Origin of the sequence: Caldimonas taiwanensis NBRC 104434 (assembly GCF_001592165.1) — a bacterium.
In the GTDB taxonomy this organism is placed as follows: domain Bacteria; phylum Pseudomonadota; class Gammaproteobacteria; order Burkholderiales; family Burkholderiaceae_C; genus Caldimonas; species Caldimonas manganoxidans.
In genome coordinates, this window is sequence record NZ_BCWK01000023.1 from 17,166 (window position 1) to 34,633 (window position 17,468).

Annotated in this window: 24 protein-coding genes; 15 read left to right on the forward strand and 9 right to left on the reverse strand. The window is 65.0% G+C overall.

The features are described from left to right. Nucleotides 1-225: 225 nt before the first annotated feature. Both CTA01S_RS14440 and CTA01S_RS14445 read right to left on the reverse strand, forming a co-directional pair. Nucleotides 226-1,188, reverse strand: coding sequence for a hypothetical protein (locus CTA01S_RS14440; protein ID WP_062196595.1), 963 nt, complete (start codon nucleotides 1,186-1,188; stop codon nucleotides 226-228). Between the two features lies 1 nt (nucleotide 1,189). Then, entirely contained in the window at nucleotides 1,190-2,425 is a 1,236-nt protein-coding gene (locus CTA01S_RS14445; RefSeq protein WP_062196596.1) for a hypothetical protein, read from the reverse strand. Between the two features lie 245 nt (nucleotides 2,426-2,670). On the opposite strand from CTA01S_RS14445, the gene CTA01S_RS14450 reads away from it, so the two are divergent. The 11 genes from CTA01S_RS14450 (at nucleotide 2,671) to CTA01S_RS14495 (ending at nucleotide 11,012) form a co-directional block, all read left to right on the forward strand. Then, on the forward strand, nucleotides 2,671-3,018 hold the full coding sequence (locus tag CTA01S_RS14450; protein ID WP_017365788.1) for a helix-turn-helix domain-containing protein: 348 nt from the start codon (nucleotides 2,671-2,673) through the stop codon (nucleotides 3,016-3,018). After that, nucleotides 3,015-3,977, forward strand: a complete 963-nt coding sequence (locus CTA01S_RS14455) for an ImmA/IrrE family metallo-endopeptidase (RefSeq protein WP_232301081.1) — start codon at nucleotides 3,015-3,017, stop codon at nucleotides 3,975-3,977. The genes CTA01S_RS14450 and CTA01S_RS14455 overlap by 4 nt, the downstream gene beginning before the upstream one ends. Next, nucleotides 3,974-6,145 (forward strand): nuclease-related domain-containing protein, encoded by a 2,172-nt coding sequence (locus CTA01S_RS14460; RefSeq protein WP_062196597.1) that lies wholly within the window; start codon nucleotides 3,974-3,976, stop codon nucleotides 6,143-6,145. The genes CTA01S_RS14455 and CTA01S_RS14460 overlap by 4 nt, the downstream gene beginning before the upstream one ends. Nucleotides 6,146-6,245: 100 nt before the next feature. Then, complete coding sequence (locus CTA01S_RS16505) at nucleotides 6,246-6,461, forward strand: hypothetical protein (protein WP_084362459.1); 216 nt, start codon at nucleotides 6,246-6,248, stop codon at nucleotides 6,459-6,461. Further along, nucleotides 6,458-6,931: a DUF2924 domain-containing protein gene (locus tag CTA01S_RS14465; RefSeq protein WP_062196600.1), complete on the forward strand. Its 474-nt coding sequence runs from the start codon at nucleotides 6,458-6,460 to the stop codon at nucleotides 6,929-6,931. Before CTA01S_RS16505 ends, CTA01S_RS14465 begins: the two co-directional genes overlap by 4 nt. Further along, on the forward strand, nucleotides 6,928-8,346 hold the full coding sequence (locus CTA01S_RS14470) for a recombinase family protein (protein ID WP_084362461.1): 1,419 nt from the start codon (nucleotides 6,928-6,930) through the stop codon (nucleotides 8,344-8,346). Before CTA01S_RS14465 ends, CTA01S_RS14470 begins: the two co-directional genes overlap by 4 nt. Continuing rightward, a complete protein-coding gene (locus CTA01S_RS14475; protein ID WP_062196604.1) occupies nucleotides 8,343-8,828 on the forward strand; it encodes a hypothetical protein in 486 nt (161 codons plus the stop codon). The genes CTA01S_RS14470 and CTA01S_RS14475 overlap by 4 nt, the downstream gene beginning before the upstream one ends. A 169-nt stretch (nucleotides 8,829-8,997) precedes the next feature. Next, nucleotides 8,998-9,393 carry a GFA family protein gene (locus tag CTA01S_RS14480; protein ID WP_062196606.1) on the forward strand — a complete coding sequence of 132 codons (396 nt, stop codon included), beginning with the start codon at nucleotides 8,998-9,000 and terminating at the stop codon, nucleotides 9,391-9,393. Between the two features lie 9 nt (nucleotides 9,394-9,402). Next, the gene (locus CTA01S_RS14485) at nucleotides 9,403-10,101 is read left to right on the forward strand and encodes a TetR/AcrR family transcriptional regulator (RefSeq protein WP_062196609.1); all 699 of its coding nucleotides are present in this window, start codon (nucleotides 9,403-9,405) and stop codon (nucleotides 10,099-10,101) included. Then, nucleotides 10,098-10,550: an SRPBCC family protein gene (locus CTA01S_RS14490; protein WP_371326101.1), complete on the forward strand. Its 453-nt coding sequence runs from the start codon at nucleotides 10,098-10,100 to the stop codon at nucleotides 10,548-10,550. Before CTA01S_RS14485 ends, CTA01S_RS14490 begins: the two co-directional genes overlap by 4 nt. Before the next feature lie 33 nt (nucleotides 10,551-10,583). After that, nucleotides 10,584-11,012, forward strand: coding sequence for a VOC family protein (locus CTA01S_RS14495; RefSeq protein WP_062196611.1), 429 nt, complete (start codon nucleotides 10,584-10,586; stop codon nucleotides 11,010-11,012). A 241-nt stretch (nucleotides 11,013-11,253) separates the two neighbouring features. On the opposite strand, the gene CTA01S_RS14500 is transcribed toward CTA01S_RS14495, so the two are convergent. From CTA01S_RS14500 to CTA01S_RS14530, 7 genes are all read right to left on the reverse strand, one after another. Continuing rightward, nucleotides 11,254-11,901: a glutathione S-transferase family protein gene (locus CTA01S_RS14500; protein WP_062196614.1), complete on the reverse strand. Its 648-nt coding sequence runs from the start codon at nucleotides 11,899-11,901 to the stop codon at nucleotides 11,254-11,256. Nucleotides 11,902-11,962: 61 nt separating this feature from the next. Then, nucleotides 11,963-12,388, reverse strand: coding sequence for a CopD family protein (locus CTA01S_RS14505; protein ID WP_232301082.1), 426 nt, complete (start codon nucleotides 12,386-12,388; stop codon nucleotides 11,963-11,965). Further along, on the reverse strand, nucleotides 12,388-12,765 hold the full coding sequence (locus CTA01S_RS14510; protein WP_062196616.1) for a DUF3817 domain-containing protein: 378 nt from the start codon (nucleotides 12,763-12,765) through the stop codon (nucleotides 12,388-12,390). Before CTA01S_RS14510 ends, CTA01S_RS14505 begins: the two co-directional genes overlap by 1 nt. A gap of 34 nt (nucleotides 12,766-12,799) precedes the next feature. Then, nucleotides 12,800-13,567 (reverse strand): type I methionyl aminopeptidase, encoded by a 768-nt coding sequence (gene map / locus CTA01S_RS14515; protein ID WP_062196618.1) that lies wholly within the window; start codon nucleotides 13,565-13,567, stop codon nucleotides 12,800-12,802. Continuing rightward, nucleotides 13,564-13,776 carry a ParD-like family protein gene (locus tag CTA01S_RS14520; RefSeq protein WP_062196640.1) on the reverse strand — a complete coding sequence of 71 codons (213 nt, stop codon included), beginning with the start codon at nucleotides 13,774-13,776 and terminating at the stop codon, nucleotides 13,564-13,566. Before CTA01S_RS14520 ends, map begins: the two co-directional genes overlap by 4 nt. Nucleotides 13,777-13,861: 85 nt before the next feature. Next, the gene (locus CTA01S_RS14525) at nucleotides 13,862-14,755 is read right to left on the reverse strand and encodes an NAD(P)/FAD-dependent oxidoreductase (protein ID WP_062196620.1); all 894 of its coding nucleotides are present in this window, start codon (nucleotides 14,753-14,755) and stop codon (nucleotides 13,862-13,864) included. Next, nucleotides 14,745-15,215 (reverse strand): Rrf2 family transcriptional regulator, encoded by a 471-nt coding sequence (locus CTA01S_RS14530; RefSeq protein WP_062196622.1) that lies wholly within the window; start codon nucleotides 15,213-15,215, stop codon nucleotides 14,745-14,747. The genes CTA01S_RS14525 and CTA01S_RS14530 overlap by 11 nt, the downstream gene beginning before the upstream one ends. 235 nt (nucleotides 15,216-15,450) lie before the next feature. Between CTA01S_RS14530 and CTA01S_RS14535 the strand changes: the two genes are divergently transcribed. The 4 genes from CTA01S_RS14535 to CTA01S_RS14550 form a co-directional block, all read left to right on the forward strand. Further along, nucleotides 15,451-15,714 carry a helix-turn-helix transcriptional regulator gene (locus CTA01S_RS14535; RefSeq protein WP_062196624.1) on the forward strand — a complete coding sequence of 88 codons (264 nt, stop codon included), beginning with the start codon at nucleotides 15,451-15,453 and terminating at the stop codon, nucleotides 15,712-15,714. 11 nt (nucleotides 15,715-15,725) lie between these two features. After that, the gene (locus CTA01S_RS14540) at nucleotides 15,726-16,205 is read left to right on the forward strand and encodes a hypothetical protein (RefSeq protein ID WP_062196626.1); all 480 of its coding nucleotides are present in this window, start codon (nucleotides 15,726-15,728) and stop codon (nucleotides 16,203-16,205) included. Between the two features lie 3 nt (nucleotides 16,206-16,208). After that, nucleotides 16,209-16,967: a BRO-N domain-containing protein gene (locus CTA01S_RS14545; protein ID WP_062196629.1), complete on the forward strand. Its 759-nt coding sequence runs from the start codon at nucleotides 16,209-16,211 to the stop codon at nucleotides 16,965-16,967. After that, on the forward strand, nucleotides 16,967-17,468 hold a 502-nt coding region (locus CTA01S_RS14550; RefSeq protein WP_157451386.1), incomplete at its 3' end, for an ATP-binding protein. The genes CTA01S_RS14545 and CTA01S_RS14550, both read left to right, overlap by 1 nt.

Consider the following 17,468-nt stretch of genomic DNA (forward strand, 5'->3'; position numbering starts at 1 on the left):
TTCTGGGTTCCGCGACGCCACGCGGGGTTCGGCGCCGTTCTGCGTGTGCCCCGCCGCGGTGCCATGAGGCCCGGAAGCCGCCCGGTTGGACTCTCTTTCGCTCTCCGTTCTCTCAAAACCTGCGCCAACTTCTTCGCGGAAGCACACGCAGGCGGTCTTGTGCGTCAACGCTTTGCACGTGCGTCACGGCCATCGGTTGTCCATCGCGCTTGGATGACCAAGGCATCAGGCCGACGCAGGACTCGACGCCGCCGCGCAGGGCATCGCGTACAAGCCCGCACGCTGCTGCGTGACCACGAGGGCGCGGTAGGCGAACAGCGCTCCCTCGGCCTCGATCTTGCCTTTGTCGCGGGCCTTGACCTTGAACACGTCGATGGGCTTGGTGCTGTCCAGCCCCGCACGGCGCATGACCTGCTCGGCCGTGCGCGGTTCACCTTTGAACGACCACAGGGCCTTGAACACCGCGGCTTGAGCCTCGGTCAGCCGGATCGGGCCGTGCGGCCAGTCGGTCAAGGTCACCCAGCGGAAATCCGCCGAGAACGGCCCATGCACGGCCGCCGCGGGATCGAGGGGCTGCGGCGCGGGCGGCTCCCCCGGCAGGCCGATGAACGCGATGCCGCCACCGTAGAGGGTGAAGCGATCTTCCAGCGCCCACCACTGCACGCCCGGCCCGAAGGGGCTACCACGCGTCTCGCGGGGCTTGGGCGTGATCACCCGAACGTCGCCACCGGCCACGCGCACCCGTTCCAGCAGCGCCGGCTCGCGCCACAGACGAACACTGTCGCGTGCCAGCAGCACCGGCGAACGCCGCGATTCGCCCAGCCGCCACACGCCGTCGCCAAGGTCGTCGATGCCGTCGCGGCTTTCGATCGCAAGGGCCAGGCGCAGCTTCAGATGCAGCCAGTCCTCGTTCAGCCGCAGCGCGGCGCCGTCCTGCGGCAAGACCGGCACCGGCCCGCAGTCCGGGCAGCGGCACAAGCGTCCGCCGTGCCCGTCGCCAAACACCAGTGCCCTATGCAGCGCGCAATGCGGGCAGAGCACACAGGATTGATCGGTCACCGCCGCTTGAACTGCACGGCCCAGGTGCGGCAGCAGCGCCACCTCGCGCGGCGACAGGGTGGCGCGCAGCACCGGTGTGCCCGCGGCGAACAGCCGGCAGAGGAACTGCCAACCCTCGTGCGCCGACATCTCACGCGTCCTCGGGCGTCGCTGCCCCCACCGTGCCCGCAGACAACGGCGCCTCCTGCACGCTCAGGGTCTGGCCGGGGCGCAGGATGCCGATGCGTACCATATAGCGCTCCAATTGCGCTTGCAACTTGGGGTCGAACTGATGCAGGTTGAGCCGCCCGCGGCTCGTGACCTCGATGGGCACCACGCGGGCGCGGGTGCGTCCCGGCTCGGGCGGGTAGTACAGGTTGATTTGGGCGGCCAGCACCGTCCAGCGGCCTTCCAGCGGCGCGGGCAGTTGCTCGCGCAGCAACTCGTGCACCGAGCGGTGGCGGCTGGCCTGCATGGCGGTGCACTCGATCTTGAGCTCGCCGTCCGGGCTCAGCAGCGCCAGCGACTTCAGCTGCACCAGCGAGAAGCCGTCCTCGAACACTTCGGGCACGTCGAAGCCCATGCGCAGCGCCGACAGATCCAGCGCCGGGGCCTTGATGCGCTCGGGCGTGGCCTGCACCCCGAGCACATGCTCGGCGAAGGCCTGTACCAGCATCTGCTGCACCTTGTGGCCGCCGCGCACCAGGGTGCGCACCACCCCCGTGGCCTCGGCGTACTCCAACACCATGTGGATGTTGGGATTGCCCACGCGCTGCTTCAACACCACGCCCTCGAACTCCAGCCGCAGCATGGCCAGGTCCTTGACGTGCACCGTCAGCAGATGGATGCCGGGGCTCCGGGTCACCAGATAGGCCACACACCCCTCGCCGCACTGCCGCTCGCGCTGGTAGTAGGCCGAGATCGCCTGGCGCAAGCCGGCCAGGGCCGCGTCTGTCGGGATCGGGCGGCGCCGCACCCCCAGGTCGAACTGCTGCGCCTGGGCGCTGTGGTGCGCCCAGAAATCGAGATCGCTGGCGCGCTCGAACAGCGCCCGGTGCCGCACGTACAGCCAAAACGACCGATGCAGGTCGCTCTGACAAAAGGTGAGTCCCGTCAACACGGCCGGATCGTTCACCGTGGCCTCGAACATCGCCTGACCGCCCGCGGCATCGCCGAGTGCGACGCTGGCCATCAGCTCGGCCGTCAGCCGGTCACGTGCCGCCGTGTCGCCCCAGGCCTTGATGGCTTCGATCACGTCCCGATTGGGCGGCCCGTCCGGCTGCGGCTCGGGCGCAGGCGGCACCGCCAGCCCTTGGCTGGCGAGGAACTGGTGCAGGGTCTCGTCCGGCGGCAGCGCCAGCAGCACGTCGACATAGGTCTTCTTCATCGCGTCTCGGTCCTTTCCCTGAGGTGGCGTCGGAGGTCTGCGGACCGAGGGTTCGGGCGCGCGGGCCGGCGACAGTTGACTGAACGTGTATCACGAAAAAGTAAGGCAGCGTGAAACAGCGCGATTGTGTCCCTGCGTGGTCCGCTTGTCAAACTACATGGCACATCTGGCGGCATTGGGTATCACAGGGCTATACTGTCAGACCGCATTCCAACACTTCCCGTGATTCGAGACAGGACATCGCCATGGCTTCCACATTCGGATCTCGCCTGCGGCGATTTCGCGAGGCGAAGAAACTGACCTTGCAGCAGGTGGCCGATGCGGTCGGCTGCACCAAGGCCTACATCTGGGAACTGGAGATGAAAGAGGGGCAGCGCCCCTCGGCCGAGCGCGTGCAGGCGCTGGCCAAGGTGCTGGGCGTGACCATGGAGGACATCATGGGCGAGCCCCTGCCCGCAGCGCCCGAGGCCAGCCCCGAGGACGTGGCCTTCTTCCGCGCCTACGCCGGTATGCGCGAGGACGAGAAGGCCCGCGTGCGCCAGGCCCTCAAACTCATCTTCCCGGACAAGGACCTGCCGGAGCCCAAGGGATGACCACGGCGCCGCCGCTCACCGGGTCGATCGCCGCCAGCAGGCTGCATCACTGGCTGCGGGCCTGGTATGCGGGGCCGGTGCCGGAGGCAGTCGATCTCGAGGTCGTGCGGCAGATGCTGCCGAGCACGCCCTACGGCAAAGGGGTTCGGGAAATTCGTCCGCCGGTGCCGTTCGACGACGCGGCCTTCGAAGGGATGCTGGCGCGCGATCCCACGGACCCCGCCGTCTGGGGCATCGCCTACAACGGCAGCGTCAGCCCCGAGCGTCAGCGCTTCACCATCGCGCATGAACTGGGTCATTTCGTGCTGCACCGCGACCGGCAGTCGCGCTTTGGCTGCGACAAGGAGAGCGTCTACTCGGGCCACGAGACGATGCGCCAGATCGAGCGCGAGGCCGACGGCTTCGCCGCCAACTTGCTGATGCCCGGCGACCTGCTGCGACGATGGACGGCCAACCGGCGCATCGATCTGCACGTGCTCAGCGCCATCGCCCAGCGCTTCCAAGTCTCGTTCGAGGCGCTGTGCATCCGCTTCATCAAATACACCGGCGAGCGCGCAATCCTGGTCTACTGGGACAACGGCTATGCGAAGTACGAGTGGCGCAGCAGCAGTGCCGTGAAGACCCGGGCGCGCATCCGCCGCACCGACGATCCGCAAGAGCCCCTACCCGGCACGCTCGCGGCCGACGCGAGCGTCGTGCAGGCATGGGAGGGGGTGGAAATGTCCGCCGCGATTTGGTGTGCGGAAGAAGCGCCCTACATGAAGCTGCGCGAGTTCAAGCACAGCTATGGCGCGAAGGATCGGGTATTGACCCTTCTGCTGTTGGAGAGTGCTGAGCCGCGGGGGTGGGATCGGGGGTGGCGGGAAAGCGAGGATTTCGGCACCAGTTCATGTCACGCGGCGGGATTTGAGTGGGGCAATGCTGGGCAGTCAGAACGAGAACCGCGAACACCACCATGAAAGACAAAGGTTCCCGGCTAGAACATGAAGTCTTCACAGACCTTGCGGCGCTTTGCGTTAGGCCTGGGTACATCCATGCGCTCGCATTCCTCTGCTTCCGAGACAACATCATCCTGTATGCCGGACAAATGACAGAAGCCGACATGCTGGGGATGTTTTCCCCTTCGCGCCTGATTCGGACAGAGATCAATACTCTGATTGGTCTGATGGTGAAGGCCGATATCGACTGGGCACTTCCGGCGCCACAAACCCTGCAGGAGTACATAAACACAAGCGAGAATCTTCTGGAAGAACTGCATCACATCATGTCGAGTGCCACGCTCGCCGGCCTGACCAAGGAGGCCATAGCGGCCGGCTCCTTTGATCCATTCAATCGCGGCGAAGCCCTGCGTGAACCAATTTTCTATAGTGGTGAGTCTGCCTATACCTTCCAATATCTAGACTTCGCGGTCCGGAAGTACGCGGCCGACGCGTCCTGGCTGCAGGCGAATCGCGGCTTTACGATAGACGATGCCCGCGCCGTGGCGTTGGCCATCGAGCGCGTTCAGTCGGACCGCTTTAGTGAGAACAGGAAGCGGATGCGCAAGCTGAATCCGCATGAGTGGACGATGCTTCCGTGCTTTGCCGTCACGGTGGCCGAGGTGGCCGCAAAGGCTGGTTTGGCGCCAGAACTGACGGAATGCGTACTGACCGCGTTCACACTGCCTGACGGCGAGCGCAACAGCGGCTTTGGCGCGCTCCAGGACTTCAATGCGATCTGTGCAACGCCGTTGCTGCGCATGCCGAGCGGGGAGTTTTTGTCCCTCCAGTCCTACGCCCTGGCCGAGGCAATCTATGACTCACCCTTCTATTGGATGGCCCAGGACAGGGCCTACCTGCCGACGCTGACGAAACACCGCGGGGACTTCACGGAGAGCTTTGTCGCGGAGCGGCTCGGTCTGGTGTTTGGCAGGGAGCGAGTGTACGGGAATGTCGACATCTGGGAGACCAAGGCCACCAAGGCCGGCGAGATAGACGTGCTGGTCGTCTGGGGTGACCGTGCGATCGTCGTGCAGGCGAAGTCGAAGCGACTGACGCTTGAAGCACGAAAAGGCAACGACCAGGTGATCCGCGACGACTTCAAGAAGAGTGTCCAGGATGCCTATGATCAGGCCGTGCAGTGCGCGCAGTGTCTCGGCGACAAGCGGTTCACGCTGACAGCCGGGGACGGACGCGAGATCGTGCTGCGGTACGAACTGAAGGAAATCTACGTCTTCTGCGTTGTCAGCGACCACTATCCGGCGCTGAGCTTCCAAGCTCGGCAGTTCCTGAAGACTGTGGCCGTGCCCCGTGTGCAGCCGCCGCTGGTCATGGATGTGTTCACGATCGACGCCATGACCGAGATGTTGCAGTCGCCGCTGCATTTCCTCAGCTACGTCAATCAGCGGGCCAACTATGCGGATCGGCTGCTTGCCTCACAGGAGCTGACGATTCTGGCTTATCACTTGAAGCATAACCTCTGGATCGATCCTGAGGTGAATTGGATGCACCTCGGTGACGACTTCTCGGCCGGGCTAGACATTGCTATGGCGGTCAGACGAACAGGGGTTACGGGCGCCGCAACGCCAGACGGCATTTTGACCCGTTTCGACGCGACTACACTCGGGCGCGTCGTCAAGGAAATCGAAGCGCGGCCTGAGCCGGCGACCATTGATCTGGGCTTGCTGCTGCTGTCGCTTAGCGAGGACACAGTCAAGACGACCAGTCAAGCTATCGATAAACTGGCCTTACTCGCGAGCAGTGATGGCAAGCACCACGATCTCACACTCGGGTTTAGATCAGGCGAAACAGGTCTCACAGTGCACGTCAGTGACGACGCTGATTTGATTTGCGCGCAGCGCCTTCGCTCGCATTGTGAGCGCCGTAAGTACAAAGAGAGAGCGAACCAGTGGTTCGGGCTCTGCATGAGCCCAAAGGGTCCGAACGTCCGATTCGGAATTTCTTTGTCCTACCCATGGGCTCATAGCGAAGCCATGGATGCGGTCACCCGCGACATGCGAGCACCTATGCCCCCAGCAGAGGCATTCACGGCGCTGCTTCAAGGCAAGATTCACCGAAAGAAGATCGGCCGCAATGCCCCTTGCCCTTGCGGTAGCGGCAAGAAATACAAGAAGTGCTGCCTTCAATAGATCCTGTTGACCTCGAACTGCGCATACTTCCCCGTAAACACGTTACGCGAAGCACCTCGGGTTCCTAGCATGACAAGCGTTTTCCATAGGAACGCTGGCCATGCACCAACCCAAACCCACCTCACACATTCCTGCCGCCAGCCGCCCCCGGCACGCGCACCAGGAGATCGTCGATCTGCTGGCCATCGGCCTTCTGCGGCTGCGCGCCCGCGGCGAAGTCGAAGTCTCCGGCACCAGAGAGCAAGTTGACCTTGGCTTCGTCGGCCAGGAGCGCGTGAATGCGAACCCCGATGACCACGAAGGAGTTCGCCCATGACGGCACACGCAACCCCCGCCGACGCCAAGACCCTCGCCGCCCGCATCGCCCAGTTGCCGGACTTGCCCATGGACAGCCTCTGGGCGCTGTGGGACGAGCACTTTGACGAGCGCCCCAACCACCACCATCGCACCTGGATCGAGAGCCGCCTGGCCTATGCGATGCAGGCGCGTGTCTTCGGCGGCTTGAAGCCCTCCACGCGACGCCGGCTCGAGGCCATCGGCGAGACCGGCCTCCTGCCGCGTCCGCTGCAGCGGCAGGCGAGCCACTTGCTGCCAGGCACGGTGCTCACCCGCATGTACGACGACGTCGAGCACCGCGTGCTGGTGCGTGGCCCCTTCGACTACGAGTACCAGGGGCAGCGCTTCAAGAGCCTGTCGGCGGTGGCGCGCCACATCACCGGCACCCAATGGTCTGGGCCGGCGTTCTTCGGACTGAAGTCCGGCGACAAGGCGAAGGAGCCGGCATGAGACCGAACCGAACACCCCTCATGCCGGCCACCCCGCTCACGGTGAAGAAGCGCTGCGCCGTCTACACCCGCAAGTCCACCGACGAAGGGCTGGAGCAGGAGTACAACAGCCTGGAGGCGCAGCGCGATGCGGGCCTGGCCTACATCGCCAGCCAGCGCCATGAAGGCTGGATCGCCGTGGACGACGGCTACGACGACGGCGGCTACTCCGGCGGCAACCTGGAGCGCCCGGCGCTCAAGCGGCTGCTGGCCGACATTGAGGCTGGCCGTATCGACATCGTGGTCGTCTACAAGATCGACCGACTCACCCGCAGCCTGCCGGATTTCGCCAAGCTGGTGGAGGTGTTCGACCGCAACGGTGTCTCCTTCGTCTCGGTCACGCAGCAGTTCAACACCACGACCTCGATGGGGCGGCTCACGCTCAACATCCTGCTGTCGTTTGCCCAGTTCGAGCGCGAGGTCACGGGCGAGCGCATCCGCGACAAGATCGCCGCCAGCAAGGCCAAGGGGATGTGGATGGGGGGGATGCCGCCGCTGGGCTACGACGTGGTCGAGCGCAAGCTCGTCGTCAACGAACGCGAGGCGGCGCTGGTGCGCGACATCTTCCGACGCTATGCCGAGCACGGCTCGGCGGCGCGGCTGGTGCGGGAGATGGCCGTCGAGGGGCACACCACCAAGGCCTGGGTGACCCAGGGCGGCCACCGGCGCACCGGCCGCCCCATCGACCAGCAGTTCCTGTTCGCGCTGCTGCGCAACCGCATCTACCTGGGCGAGATTCGTAACCGTGGCGTGTGGTACCCCGGCCAGCACGAGGCCATCGTCCCACAGGAACTGTGGGAGGCGGCCCACGCCTTCATCGAACGACGCAAGCAGGCGCCGCGCGAGCACCGCGCCAAGCATCCGGCCCTGCTCGCCGGCTTGCTGTTTGCCCCGGACGGACAGCGCATGCTGCACACCTTCGTCAAGAAGAAGAGCGGGCGCATGTACCGCTACTACGTGCCCTATCTGCACAAGCGGCGCAATGCCGGCGCCACGCTCGCGCCGGACGCGCCCGACGTCGGGCACCTGCCCGCAGCCGAGATCGAGAACGCGGTGCTCGCCCAGATCCACCAGGCGCTCGCCGCGCCGGAGGTGCTGATCGGCACCTGGCGGGCCTGCCAGCGCCACCCGGCAGGCGCCGCACTCGATGAGGCCCAGGTCGTCGTGGCCCTGCGGCGCATTGGCGCGGTATGGGCGCAACTGTTTCCGGCCGAGCAGCAACGCATCACCCGCTTGCTCATCGAGCGGGTGCAACTGCATGCCCACGGCCTGGACATCCTCTGGCGCGAGGACGGCTGGCTCGGCCTGGGCGCCGAGGTGGCCGGCCATCCGCTCGTCGAGGAGATGCGCGACATTCCGCAGGAGGCCTGCGCATGACGACCAAACGCCCCACCGGCGCGACCAACCCGCGGCTCAAGTGCGTGCGCATCGAGGTCGGCGCGGATGCGCGCAGCTACGTCAGCGGCGATCGGCGCGTGACCCTGGTGCCCTTGACCATCAAGCGCCGGCAGAACCGCAAGCTGCTCATCCCGCCGCCGCGCGAGTCGATGCCGCAGTCGGGCGGCCTGGACGAGCCGATGATCAAGATGCTGGGCAAGGCCTTTTACTGGCAGCGCCTGCTCGACGAAGGGCGCTACGCCACCGCCACCGATCTCGCACGCGCCCTGCGGCATGAACCCGGCTGGGTGGCCGAGGTGCTGCGGCTGACGCTGCTGGCGCCCGACATCGTCGAGGCCATCCTCGAAGGCCGCCAGCCGCGGCCGTTGAACCTGCAGACCCTGCGTGGGCGGCACGAGCTGCTGCCGCGCAATTGGAACGAGCAGCGGGAGGTCTTGGGATTTCCGCCGATGAGGATCTGAAGGCCCTGCGGCCAACCCAATTCTTCAGGCGACCAGATGTTGGCGGTGGAACCTTCAAACGGTTGAGCACCTCGTAGTCGTGGTCTTGACGACATACCGACTAATCGGTATGTTTTTGATGTAAACCAACTGGTTGGTTTGCAACGATTCGTTGATTATGGAGTGATCTATGTCCCTGCATCCCTACACCGGCCGTTGCCACTGCGGCGCCGTGCATTTCGAAGCCGAGGCCGATCTCGAGGCTGGCACCGTGCGCTGCAACTGCTCGATTTGCGCCAAGACGCGCTTCTGGCTCGCCTTCGTGCCGGCTGGGCGTTTCCGGCTGCTGGCCGGCGAGGACAAACTGGCCGACTACCGCTTCGGCACACAGCGCATCCGACACCGGTTTTGCACGGTCTGCGGGGTCAAACCCTTCGGCATGATGGCCGACGGCAGCGGGGTGGCGGTGAACGTGGCCTGCCTCGAGGGACTTGCGTCCGAGCGGCTCGCTGCGTTGCCGGTGACGTACGTGGACGGCGCGCACGACCGCTGGGATGCGGCGCCGGCCGTCACGTCCCACTTGTGAGCCCACGCCATGCCGCGCCGAACGTGTTCAATGGTCGCACTTGCCACGGCGGACGCGCGCACCCGCATCCTGGACGCGGCGCTGACCCTCTTTCGCGAGCAGGGCTACACCGCCACGACGGTTGATGACCTGTGCCGGACCGCCCGCGTCACCAAGGGCAGCTTCTTCCACCACTTCGAAAGTAAGGAAGCCGCGGCGCTGGCGGCCATCGAGCACTGGAACACGCTCACCGGCGCACTGTTCGAAGCCGCACCGTACTGGCAGGTCGAGGACCCGCGCGCGCGGCTGCTGGCCTATCTGGATTTCCGCGCCGCACTGGTGCGCGGCGAACTGCCCGAGTTCACCTGCCTGCTCGGCACCCTGGTGCAAGAGACTTTTGCCAGCCACCCGGCCCTGCAGGCCGCCTGCGGCGCAGGCATCGAGGCCCACGCCCAAACGCTCGTGCCCACCATCGAGGCAGCCCGGGCCCGGTACGCGCCTAAGGCCGAGTGGAGCGCCGAGAGCCTGGCCCGCCATACCCAGGCCGTGCTGCAAGGCGGCTTCGTGCTTGCCAAGGCTTTCAAGGATCCAAACGCTGCGCTGGAGGTCATTGCGCATCTCAAGCGCTATGTCGAGGGGCTTTTACCGGTTCACTGCGATGAAGCGCGCGGCCACGCGAGTCATCCGATTCGTTCCCGAACGCCTCCGCCCCAAAAGAAAGAGAGATGACCATGCCATACACCCTGACCCAGGTCCGCGTCTTTCGTGCCCCGCCCGAGCGCCTATGGCGCGCCCTGACCCAGCCCGCCGCGATCGTCAAATGGAACCCGCCTGACGGCTTCGTCGCCGAGGTGCATGAGCTCGATCTGCGCGAAGGCGGGCGCTATCGCATGAGCTTCATCAGCCTGGGCAATGGCCAGCCCTTCAGCTTCGGTGGGGAGTATCGAGAGGTCATCCCGAACCCAAAGCTCGTCGCCGCCAATTACTTCGACGACGCCAACCCGCCGGGCGAAATGTTGACCACCTATACTTTGCGCGCCGTGTCCTGCGGTACGGAGCTGACGATGGAGCAGGCGGGACTGCCCGATGCGGTTCCCCACGAAGCCTGCCGCATGGGTTGGCAGCAGTCTTTGGACCTGCTCACCCGGCTGGTCGAGGCGGAGGTCCCGGCGCAGTGAACCGACGTTATCCCTCTCAGAGAAGGTGAGTCCATGAAGCCGCGAATCACGGTCATTACGCTCGGTGTGGACGATCTCGAGCGGTCGCTCCGTTTCTATCGTGATGGGTTGGGGCTGGAGACAGAAGGCATCATCGGGACGGAGTTCGAGTATGGTGCAGTCGTCTTCTTCGATCTGGAAGGAGGCTTGAAGCTCGCCCTCTATCCGCGAAAGAGTCTCGCGCATGACGCTGCGCTTCCACTTGGACAGCCAAGCGCAACCGAGTTTTCGATTGGGCACAACGTCGGATCCAAAGAGGCAGTCGACGCCATCATGGAGCAAGCGAGACGAGCCGGCGCCACCATCGTCAAGCCAGCACAGGACACTTTTTGGGGCGGCTACGGCGGATACTTTCAAGACCCCGATGGGCATCTCTGGGAAATCGTGTGGAACCCTCAGTGGGTCGTCGAAGATGAAGCGTGACACATCATTCCAGCCGATGCCGCTTCGCGGCGCGGCTTGATTCAGGCACCGGGCGCATTTCTCCGGATCATGACCGGGTGAACCAAACGTGTCGGTGCTTTCCTGCTCCGTCGCAGGATCTACGAAATGTTCGTCAGTTCCTGGCCCCAATCTACTGATGCGCGCAATGAGGTTGCCACTGCGCTCATTACCCGACGGAAAATTCGTCGCCGCACGGACGCTCGACACGCTGACATGACACCTACGCCGACCATCTCTGCAGCCGCTTGCCGGGTAACAGCTCGTACGGCGACTTCCAGCCCGGCACTCTTGCCAGCCGATCCAGCCAAGCAGCAATGTTCGGGTATGAGGCCGCAAGGTCGATCCCTGTCTCGTCCATCGGATAAGACAGGTAGGCGCACATAGAAATGTCCGCGATGGTCGGGCGTTCGCACGCCACGAAGGTGTTCGTGCCAAGGTGTTGCTCGAGGATGCCCAGAAAATCCTTGACCCGGGCCAGGTGCCAGGCCAGCACGGCCGGATCGCTCTTCGGTGTGAATGTCCGCAAGAAGCGATAGGTCGCCATTCCACCGGACAGTTTCTGGTTGTCCCAGAACAGCCAGCGAAGAAGCTCGTAGGTCTCCGCGTCGTTCGTCGCGCCGAACTTCTCATACCGTGCCGCAAGCTGCAGCAGGATCGGTGCAGTCTGCGTCAGCTTCTGGCCATTGACTTCCAGCACGGGGATTTCGCCCATCGGATTGACCGTGCGCCGCCACTGCGGCGTCCAGGTCACGCGCGAGCCGAAATCCGTCCAGATCGGTTCAAAGGTCTGGCCGCACAGCGTCAGCATCAGGGCCAGCTTGTAGCTGTTCCCTGACTCGGGGAAGTAATGGAGGCGGTACGTGTCCATTGCAGACCTTTCCTTGGGGGCCGCTGGCGCATGATGGGAGTGACGGCTTTCCATGGCCGCGCTAGGCCGGTTTCACGATCGCCAACACGGCGATGACCAACATCGCAACCAAGACACCGAGGTCAGCGCCGGGAATCTTCTCGATCGCCGTTCGAGTTCGAAGGCTGCGACGTATTCGCCCGGAGCGGACCCCGTGCAACGCCGAGAGGGCCACGACGAAAATCAGCTTGACGATCAGCCACCCCGATGACAGCCAGCCTGCACTGAGCGCCAGAGACAATCCAAGGATCCAGGTCAACAACAGTGCGGGCGTGGTGACCGTGCGCTCAAGACGCTGCAGCGCCACCAGCACCCCTGCTTGTGTCTCCGGTGGCGACTGGGGGATGGCATTGATGATTCGTTCTTGCGCGAGCAGGCCGCCCACGAGAAAGACCACCGCCGTTACGTGCGCCGCCAAGAAATAGGGGTAGATCGCTGCCACCATCATCAGGCCTGCTCGGTCTCGGCGAATGTTTTCGCCCGTTCGCGCAGCCATCGGATATTGGCGTATCCGCCGAATGGCACGAACGCAACGATGAACAATCGAAGCACTTCACGTTGGTGCCAGCCCCCGCCGGCGACGGTTTGTAGCGCCGTCCAGATGTACGCCAGAAAAGCGATGCCGTGTATCGGCCCCAGCAGCTTGGACCCATACGGCCATCCCCAGACATGCCGCAGAGGGGCCGCGATGAGCACCAAGAGGACCAGCGTCGTTGCCTCGATGATCGACACCACTTCGAGGCGCTTCAGTTGCTTGCGCTCAAGATCCGCGATGGGTCCATGTTGATGATGCGGGTTCTTTTCGGCGTGTGCGTCCGTGGCCATATCGACTCTTTTCAAGAGCGTTCATTCATGAAAATCACACCGGGCATTTTTCGCCGGGGCGCAAGGTCAGGACCCGAGCCCCGTGGCCCGTGACGGCGACGGTATGCTCGAACTGAGCAGACAGCAGCCCATCGCACGTGACCACCGTCCAGCCATCCTCTGCGGTTCGAACGGCACGCCGTCCTTGATTCACCATCGGCTCGATGGTGAACACCATGCCTTCGCGCAAAACCAGGCCCGTTCGCGGCTTGCCCCAATGCAACACCTGAGGGGGCTCATGCATCTCACGGCCGATGCCGTGCCCGCAGTATTCCCTGACGATCGAATAGCCATTCCTGCGGGCATGCCGCTCGATGGCGTGACCCACGTCGCCGAGCGTGGCGCCGGGTCGGACGGCCCGAATGCCTTTCCACATCGCTTCGTAAGCCACGTGCACGAGCCGCTTCGCCGGCTGTGACACCGCACCGACCAGATAGGTCTTGCTGGAGTCGGCGATGTAGCCGTTCTTCTCCAGCGTGATGTCGAAATTGACGATGTCTCCGTCTTGCAGGATGTCTTCGGCAGAAGGAACGCCGTGGCAGACCACATGGTTGCGGGAGGCGTTGAGCGCGTAGGCGTACCCGTATTGCCCTTTGCTGGCCGGGCGTGCGCCGAGTTTATGGACGATGAGGTCATCGACCAGATCGTTGACCTGCATCGTGGACATGCCGACCAGATTCAGCCGATCGAGATGGCTGAATACTTGCGCCAGCAGTCGGCCGGATTCGGCGATCAGCGCGATTTCCTCTGGGCGCTTGGTCATGTCGCGCCGATCTTGATGGGTTGCGCCACCACCCCAGCGGCCCGCAGTTCACGTGCAACGATCTCGTTGAAGCTATTGGTCGGGTTCATTTCGCACAGCATGCCGATCTTGATCCAGAAGGCCGCCTGCGCATTGATCGACCGGCACGACACCGCGCTGGCCTTGCGCAGCTGGTCATGCAGATCGTCGTCGATGTTCACGATGCCCATGTGCATTCATTCATATGAAACATATACGAATCATATATTCCCTCTGGTTCTGGCACAAGTGAACTGCTGGCCCGCCGCCTGCGCGTCAAAGCAGCGTCGAGCGATGAGCGGCAAGACCCGCGAGTGCGCCGTCGCCGACAGCCAGCGCCACGCTCCCCGCCACTCGCGCGGCATCTCCACAGGCGAAGACGCCCGGCACGCTCGTTTCCTGCGCGGAGTTGACCTTGATGAACTCGCCAAGCGGGCCCTCCTCGATCTCACAACCCAGTTGTTGCGCCACAGGACTGCTGAGGCGGGCTCGTGTCTGGGTGAATAGACCGCTCATCGACAGGATGCGTCCGTCCGCCAACACCACGTCGGCCGCGCCTTCGATGCGATCGATGGGCGTCGACTCGACGCGCGTGCCCCTCCTGGCGAGGGCAGCCAGATCCTCCTGCGTTGGTGCATAGGCGCCGGTGAGGAACAACGTCGGCTTGCCCCAGTCCGGCAACATGAGGCCGTGGTGCTGCGCCATCGGTGATGCGGCAACGATGCCGATGGGCCCGGCGTCCAACTCATAGCCGTGGCAGTAGGGGCAATGGAACACGCTGCGGCCCCAGCGCTCGGTCAAGCCCGGCACCGGCGGTAGCTCGTCGCGCACGCCAACAGCCAGGATCAATCGACGGGCACTGACCACTTTGCTTGCGACACGGAACTCGAAACGGCCATCCGATCTGTGGCGCGCGTCCTCGGCCAGGCCGTCCAGCCATCGCACGTTCGGGTAACGCAGCAACTGGCTCCGGCCCTCGGCAGTAATCGCGCCCGGGGACTGGCCGTCACGCGTGAGGAATCCGTGCGAATGCCCCCCTGCCTCGTCGACGAAGCGGTTGCGACGCTGTCCGGCATCGACCACCAGCACGTCGCGGCGGGCCCTGGCGAGCTGCAGCGCTGCGGACAGGCCCGCGAAGCTGCCACCGATGACCGCGAAATCAATCTGCATGGACGTGCTCCTCGAGCCGATGCGGAGCCTGGCGATGCGCCCTCATGCGTCGACGGAAGTCGCTGGCGAGAGCGGCCAGCGTCACGTCACCCAGTCGCTGCAGCAGCAGACGCTCGGCGTCTCGCATTGCTACGCCCAATGCTTCGTTGACGGCCTGTGCGACAAGACATCGGGGCTGGTCTTCCCGGAAACCCAGCGAGATGAGAGGGGGTTCGCCAAGCGCCTCGTAAACACTGCGCAGCGTGACCGTGTCCAGCGAGCAGGCGAGCACCCAGCCACCGCCGTGGCCCTTGGATGATCTGACGAAGCCCTTGTCCCTGAGTCCGGCCATCAAGCGGCGCAGCACGACGGGGTTCGTCTGCATGGCAGCAGCAAGCGCTTCCGAGGTCGCCGGTCCCTCGGCTTGCGCCATATGCAGAAGGACGTGCAGGACGTCCGAGAGTTGGCTGTTTTTCTTCATGCAACATTATTAGTTGCATGAGTGGCTTTTTGTCAAGCAGCGGACTTCGTCTGATCGGCTCTGGATGGCGTGAAGAACGACGCCGCCCTTTCCCGCGTGACTCGCGTAGGCCATGCCAGCAGGCATTGGCGAACCCCAAGTTCCTCGCCGGTTCGCCATTCGGTCCCTCCAAGGTTCGCCATCGCACGCCTGAAATGACGCCACCGATTCCTCAACCGCGTCATAGGAGGCTTGCATGCCGACAACGGCCTACCCACTCTCCCGATCGCCCGTGCCGGCGATCGATGCCCTCAACCCCGGCGATCGCCGGGTCCTCAACGAAAACGAGCTCGCGCAGCGCTGGGGCTTGAGCCCCAAGACGCTGCAACGCTGGCGCAGCGAAGGGCGCGGCCCGCGCTACCTGAAGCTGTCAAAGCGCGTGAGCTACCCGCTGGAAGCGGTGATCGAGTTCGAGCACGCGGCGCTGCACGACTCGACCTCCGAGCGCAGCCTGCGGTGAGGAGGTCGGCCATGAACGACCTCACGCTCTACCCCGCCGATCTGGCCGCGCTGTCGGTGGCCCAACTCGCCGCCTTGCCGCCCGAGCAGAAAGCCGAGATCAGCCGCAACCTCGACGAAGCGCTGGCCTGGCTCAAGCAGGCACGCGCCAAGTTCGATGCCGCGCTCGATGCCGCCTACGGCGAGCAGGCCCGCGCCGCGCGCCTTGCGGCCGGCAAGGACTTCGGCGTCGTGCATCTCACCGACGGCGCGCTGCGCGTGACCGTCGATGTCCCCAAGCGCGTGGCCTGGGACCAGGCGCAGCTGTCGCAGATGGCCCGGCGCATCGCCGCCGCCGGCGAGCGCGTCGAGGACTACCTCGATGTCGAGTACTCGGTGTCCGAGTCCCGCTTCAACCACTGGCCGCAGGCGTTGCAACGGCAGTTCGAGCCGGCGCGCACCGTCAAGCCCGGCAAGCCGACGTTTCGGCTGACCTGGACCTCGGAGGACTGAACCATGCCCACCGAACTCATCCCGTTCAACTTCGAAGGTCGGCCGATCCGCGTGGTGACCGACGCCCAGGGCGAGCCCTGGTTCGTCGCGGCCGACGTGTGTGCGGCCCTGCACCTGCCCGAGACCCACAAGGCGGTGGCCCGGCTCGACGACGACGAAAAGGCCCGGAATTCAATTCCGACCCCTGGCGGCGAGCAGCAGATGACCGTCGTCAACGAGCCGGGGCTCTACAGCCTGGTGCTCGGCAGCCGCAAGGTTGAAGCCAAGCGCTTCAAGCGTTGGGTCACGCACGAGGTGCTGCCCGCCATTCGCAAGACGGGCCGCTACACCGCGCGTCACGCCTCGCCGGCCCTGCCTGCGCCCACCCAAGACCGGGTGGCCTCGATCCTGCTCATTGGCGAGGCCGTGGCCAAGGTGCCGGGAGTCAAGCCCGGCATCGCGATGGCGGCCACGCTCACCTGCATCCAGGAGAACACGGGACTCGCCGTCGAGACGCTGCGCCGCGCGCTGCCGGCCGCCAACGAGCCGACGTGTTCGCTCAACGCCACCCAACTGGGCCGGTTGCTGGGTCTGTCGGCCAAGGCCACCAACCAGCGCCTGGCCCAGCACGGCCTGCAGTGGCGCAACGAGCGCGACGAGTGGGAACTGACCGAGGCCGGCAAGGCCTGGGCCGAGGCGATGCCGTACGCCCGCAACGGGCACAGCGGCTACCAGATTCTCTGGAACCCTCAGGTGGCCGAGCGGCTGAAGGAGGTGGCGTGATGGCCCTTTCCATCATCACCGCCGACGAGCGCCTCGCCGAGAAGCAGGGCGTGAAGCTCGTGCTGCTGGGCAAGTCCGGCATCGGCAAGACCAGCCAGTTGAAGACCCTGCCGGAAGGCTCGACGCTGTTCGTCGATCTGGAGGCTGGCGACTTGGCCGTCAAGGACTGGCGCGGCGACTGCGTGCGGCCGGCCACCTGGCCGGAGTTCCGCGACCTCGTGGTGTTCTTGGCCGGCCCCAACCCGGCGCTGCCCGCGGATGCGCCGTTCTCCGAGGCGCATTACCGGCATGTGTGCGAGCGCTACGGCGACCCGGCGCAACTGGCCAAGTACGACACCTACTTCGTCGACAGCATCACGGTACTCGCGCGCCTGGCGCTGATCTGGGCCAAGACCCAGCCGCAGGCCTACAGCGAGCGCACCGGCAAGCCCGACACCCGCGGCGCCTACGGGCTGCTCGGCGCCGAGCTCATCGGGGCGCTGACGCACCTTCAGCACGCCC

Bases quoted from the DNA above. Each gene is read 5' to 3' on its own strand.
- CTA01S_RS14440 (WP_062196595.1), bottom strand. From the start codon at position 1,188: ATGTCGGCGCACGAGGGTTGGCAGTTCCTCTGCCGGCTGTTCGCCGCG.
- CTA01S_RS14445 (WP_062196596.1), bottom strand. From the start codon at position 2,425: ATGAAGAAGACCTATGTCGACGTGCTGCTGGCGCTGCCGCCGGACGAG.
- CTA01S_RS14450 (WP_017365788.1), top strand. From the start codon at position 2,671: ATGGCTTCCACATTCGGATCTCGCCTGCGGCGATTTCGCGAGGCGAAG.
- CTA01S_RS14455 (WP_232301081.1), top strand. From the start codon at position 3,015: ATGACCACGGCGCCGCCGCTCACCGGGTCGATCGCCGCCAGCAGGCTG.
- CTA01S_RS14460 (WP_062196597.1), top strand. From the start codon at position 3,974: ATGAAAGACAAAGGTTCCCGGCTAGAACATGAAGTCTTCACAGACCTT.
- CTA01S_RS16505 (WP_084362459.1), top strand. From the start codon at position 6,246: ATGCACCAACCCAAACCCACCTCACACATTCCTGCCGCCAGCCGCCCC.
- CTA01S_RS14465 (WP_062196600.1), top strand. From the start codon at position 6,458: ATGACGGCACACGCAACCCCCGCCGACGCCAAGACCCTCGCCGCCCGC.
- CTA01S_RS14470 (WP_084362461.1), top strand. From the start codon at position 6,928: ATGAGACCGAACCGAACACCCCTCATGCCGGCCACCCCGCTCACGGTG.
- CTA01S_RS14475 (WP_062196604.1), top strand. From the start codon at position 8,343: ATGACGACCAAACGCCCCACCGGCGCGACCAACCCGCGGCTCAAGTGC.
- CTA01S_RS14480 (WP_062196606.1), top strand. From the start codon at position 8,998: ATGTCCCTGCATCCCTACACCGGCCGTTGCCACTGCGGCGCCGTGCAT.
- CTA01S_RS14485 (WP_062196609.1), top strand. From the start codon at position 9,403: ATGCCGCGCCGAACGTGTTCAATGGTCGCACTTGCCACGGCGGACGCG.
- CTA01S_RS14490 (WP_371326101.1), top strand. From the start codon at position 10,098: ATGACCATGCCATACACCCTGACCCAGGTCCGCGTCTTTCGTGCCCCG.
- CTA01S_RS14495 (WP_062196611.1), top strand. From the start codon at position 10,584: ATGAAGCCGCGAATCACGGTCATTACGCTCGGTGTGGACGATCTCGAG.
- CTA01S_RS14500 (WP_062196614.1), bottom strand. From the start codon at position 11,901: ATGGACACGTACCGCCTCCATTACTTCCCCGAGTCAGGGAACAGCTAC.
- CTA01S_RS14505 (WP_232301082.1), bottom strand. From the start codon at position 12,388: ATGATGGTGGCAGCGATCTACCCCTATTTCTTGGCGGCGCACGTAACG.
- CTA01S_RS14510 (WP_062196616.1), bottom strand. From the start codon at position 12,765: ATGGCCACGGACGCACACGCCGAAAAGAACCCGCATCATCAACATGGA.
- map (WP_062196618.1), bottom strand. From the start codon at position 13,567: ATGACCAAGCGCCCAGAGGAAATCGCGCTGATCGCCGAATCCGGCCGA.
- CTA01S_RS14520 (WP_062196640.1), bottom strand. From the start codon at position 13,776: ATGGGCATCGTGAACATCGACGACGATCTGCATGACCAGCTGCGCAAG.
- CTA01S_RS14525 (WP_062196620.1), bottom strand. From the start codon at position 14,755: ATGCAGATTGATTTCGCGGTCATCGGTGGCAGCTTCGCGGGCCTGTCC.
- CTA01S_RS14530 (WP_062196622.1), bottom strand. From the start codon at position 15,215: ATGAAGAAAAACAGCCAACTCTCGGACGTCCTGCACGTCCTTCTGCAT.
- CTA01S_RS14535 (WP_062196624.1), top strand. From the start codon at position 15,451: ATGCCGACAACGGCCTACCCACTCTCCCGATCGCCCGTGCCGGCGATC.
- CTA01S_RS14540 (WP_062196626.1), top strand. From the start codon at position 15,726: ATGAACGACCTCACGCTCTACCCCGCCGATCTGGCCGCGCTGTCGGTG.
- CTA01S_RS14545 (WP_062196629.1), top strand. From the start codon at position 16,209: ATGCCCACCGAACTCATCCCGTTCAACTTCGAAGGTCGGCCGATCCGC.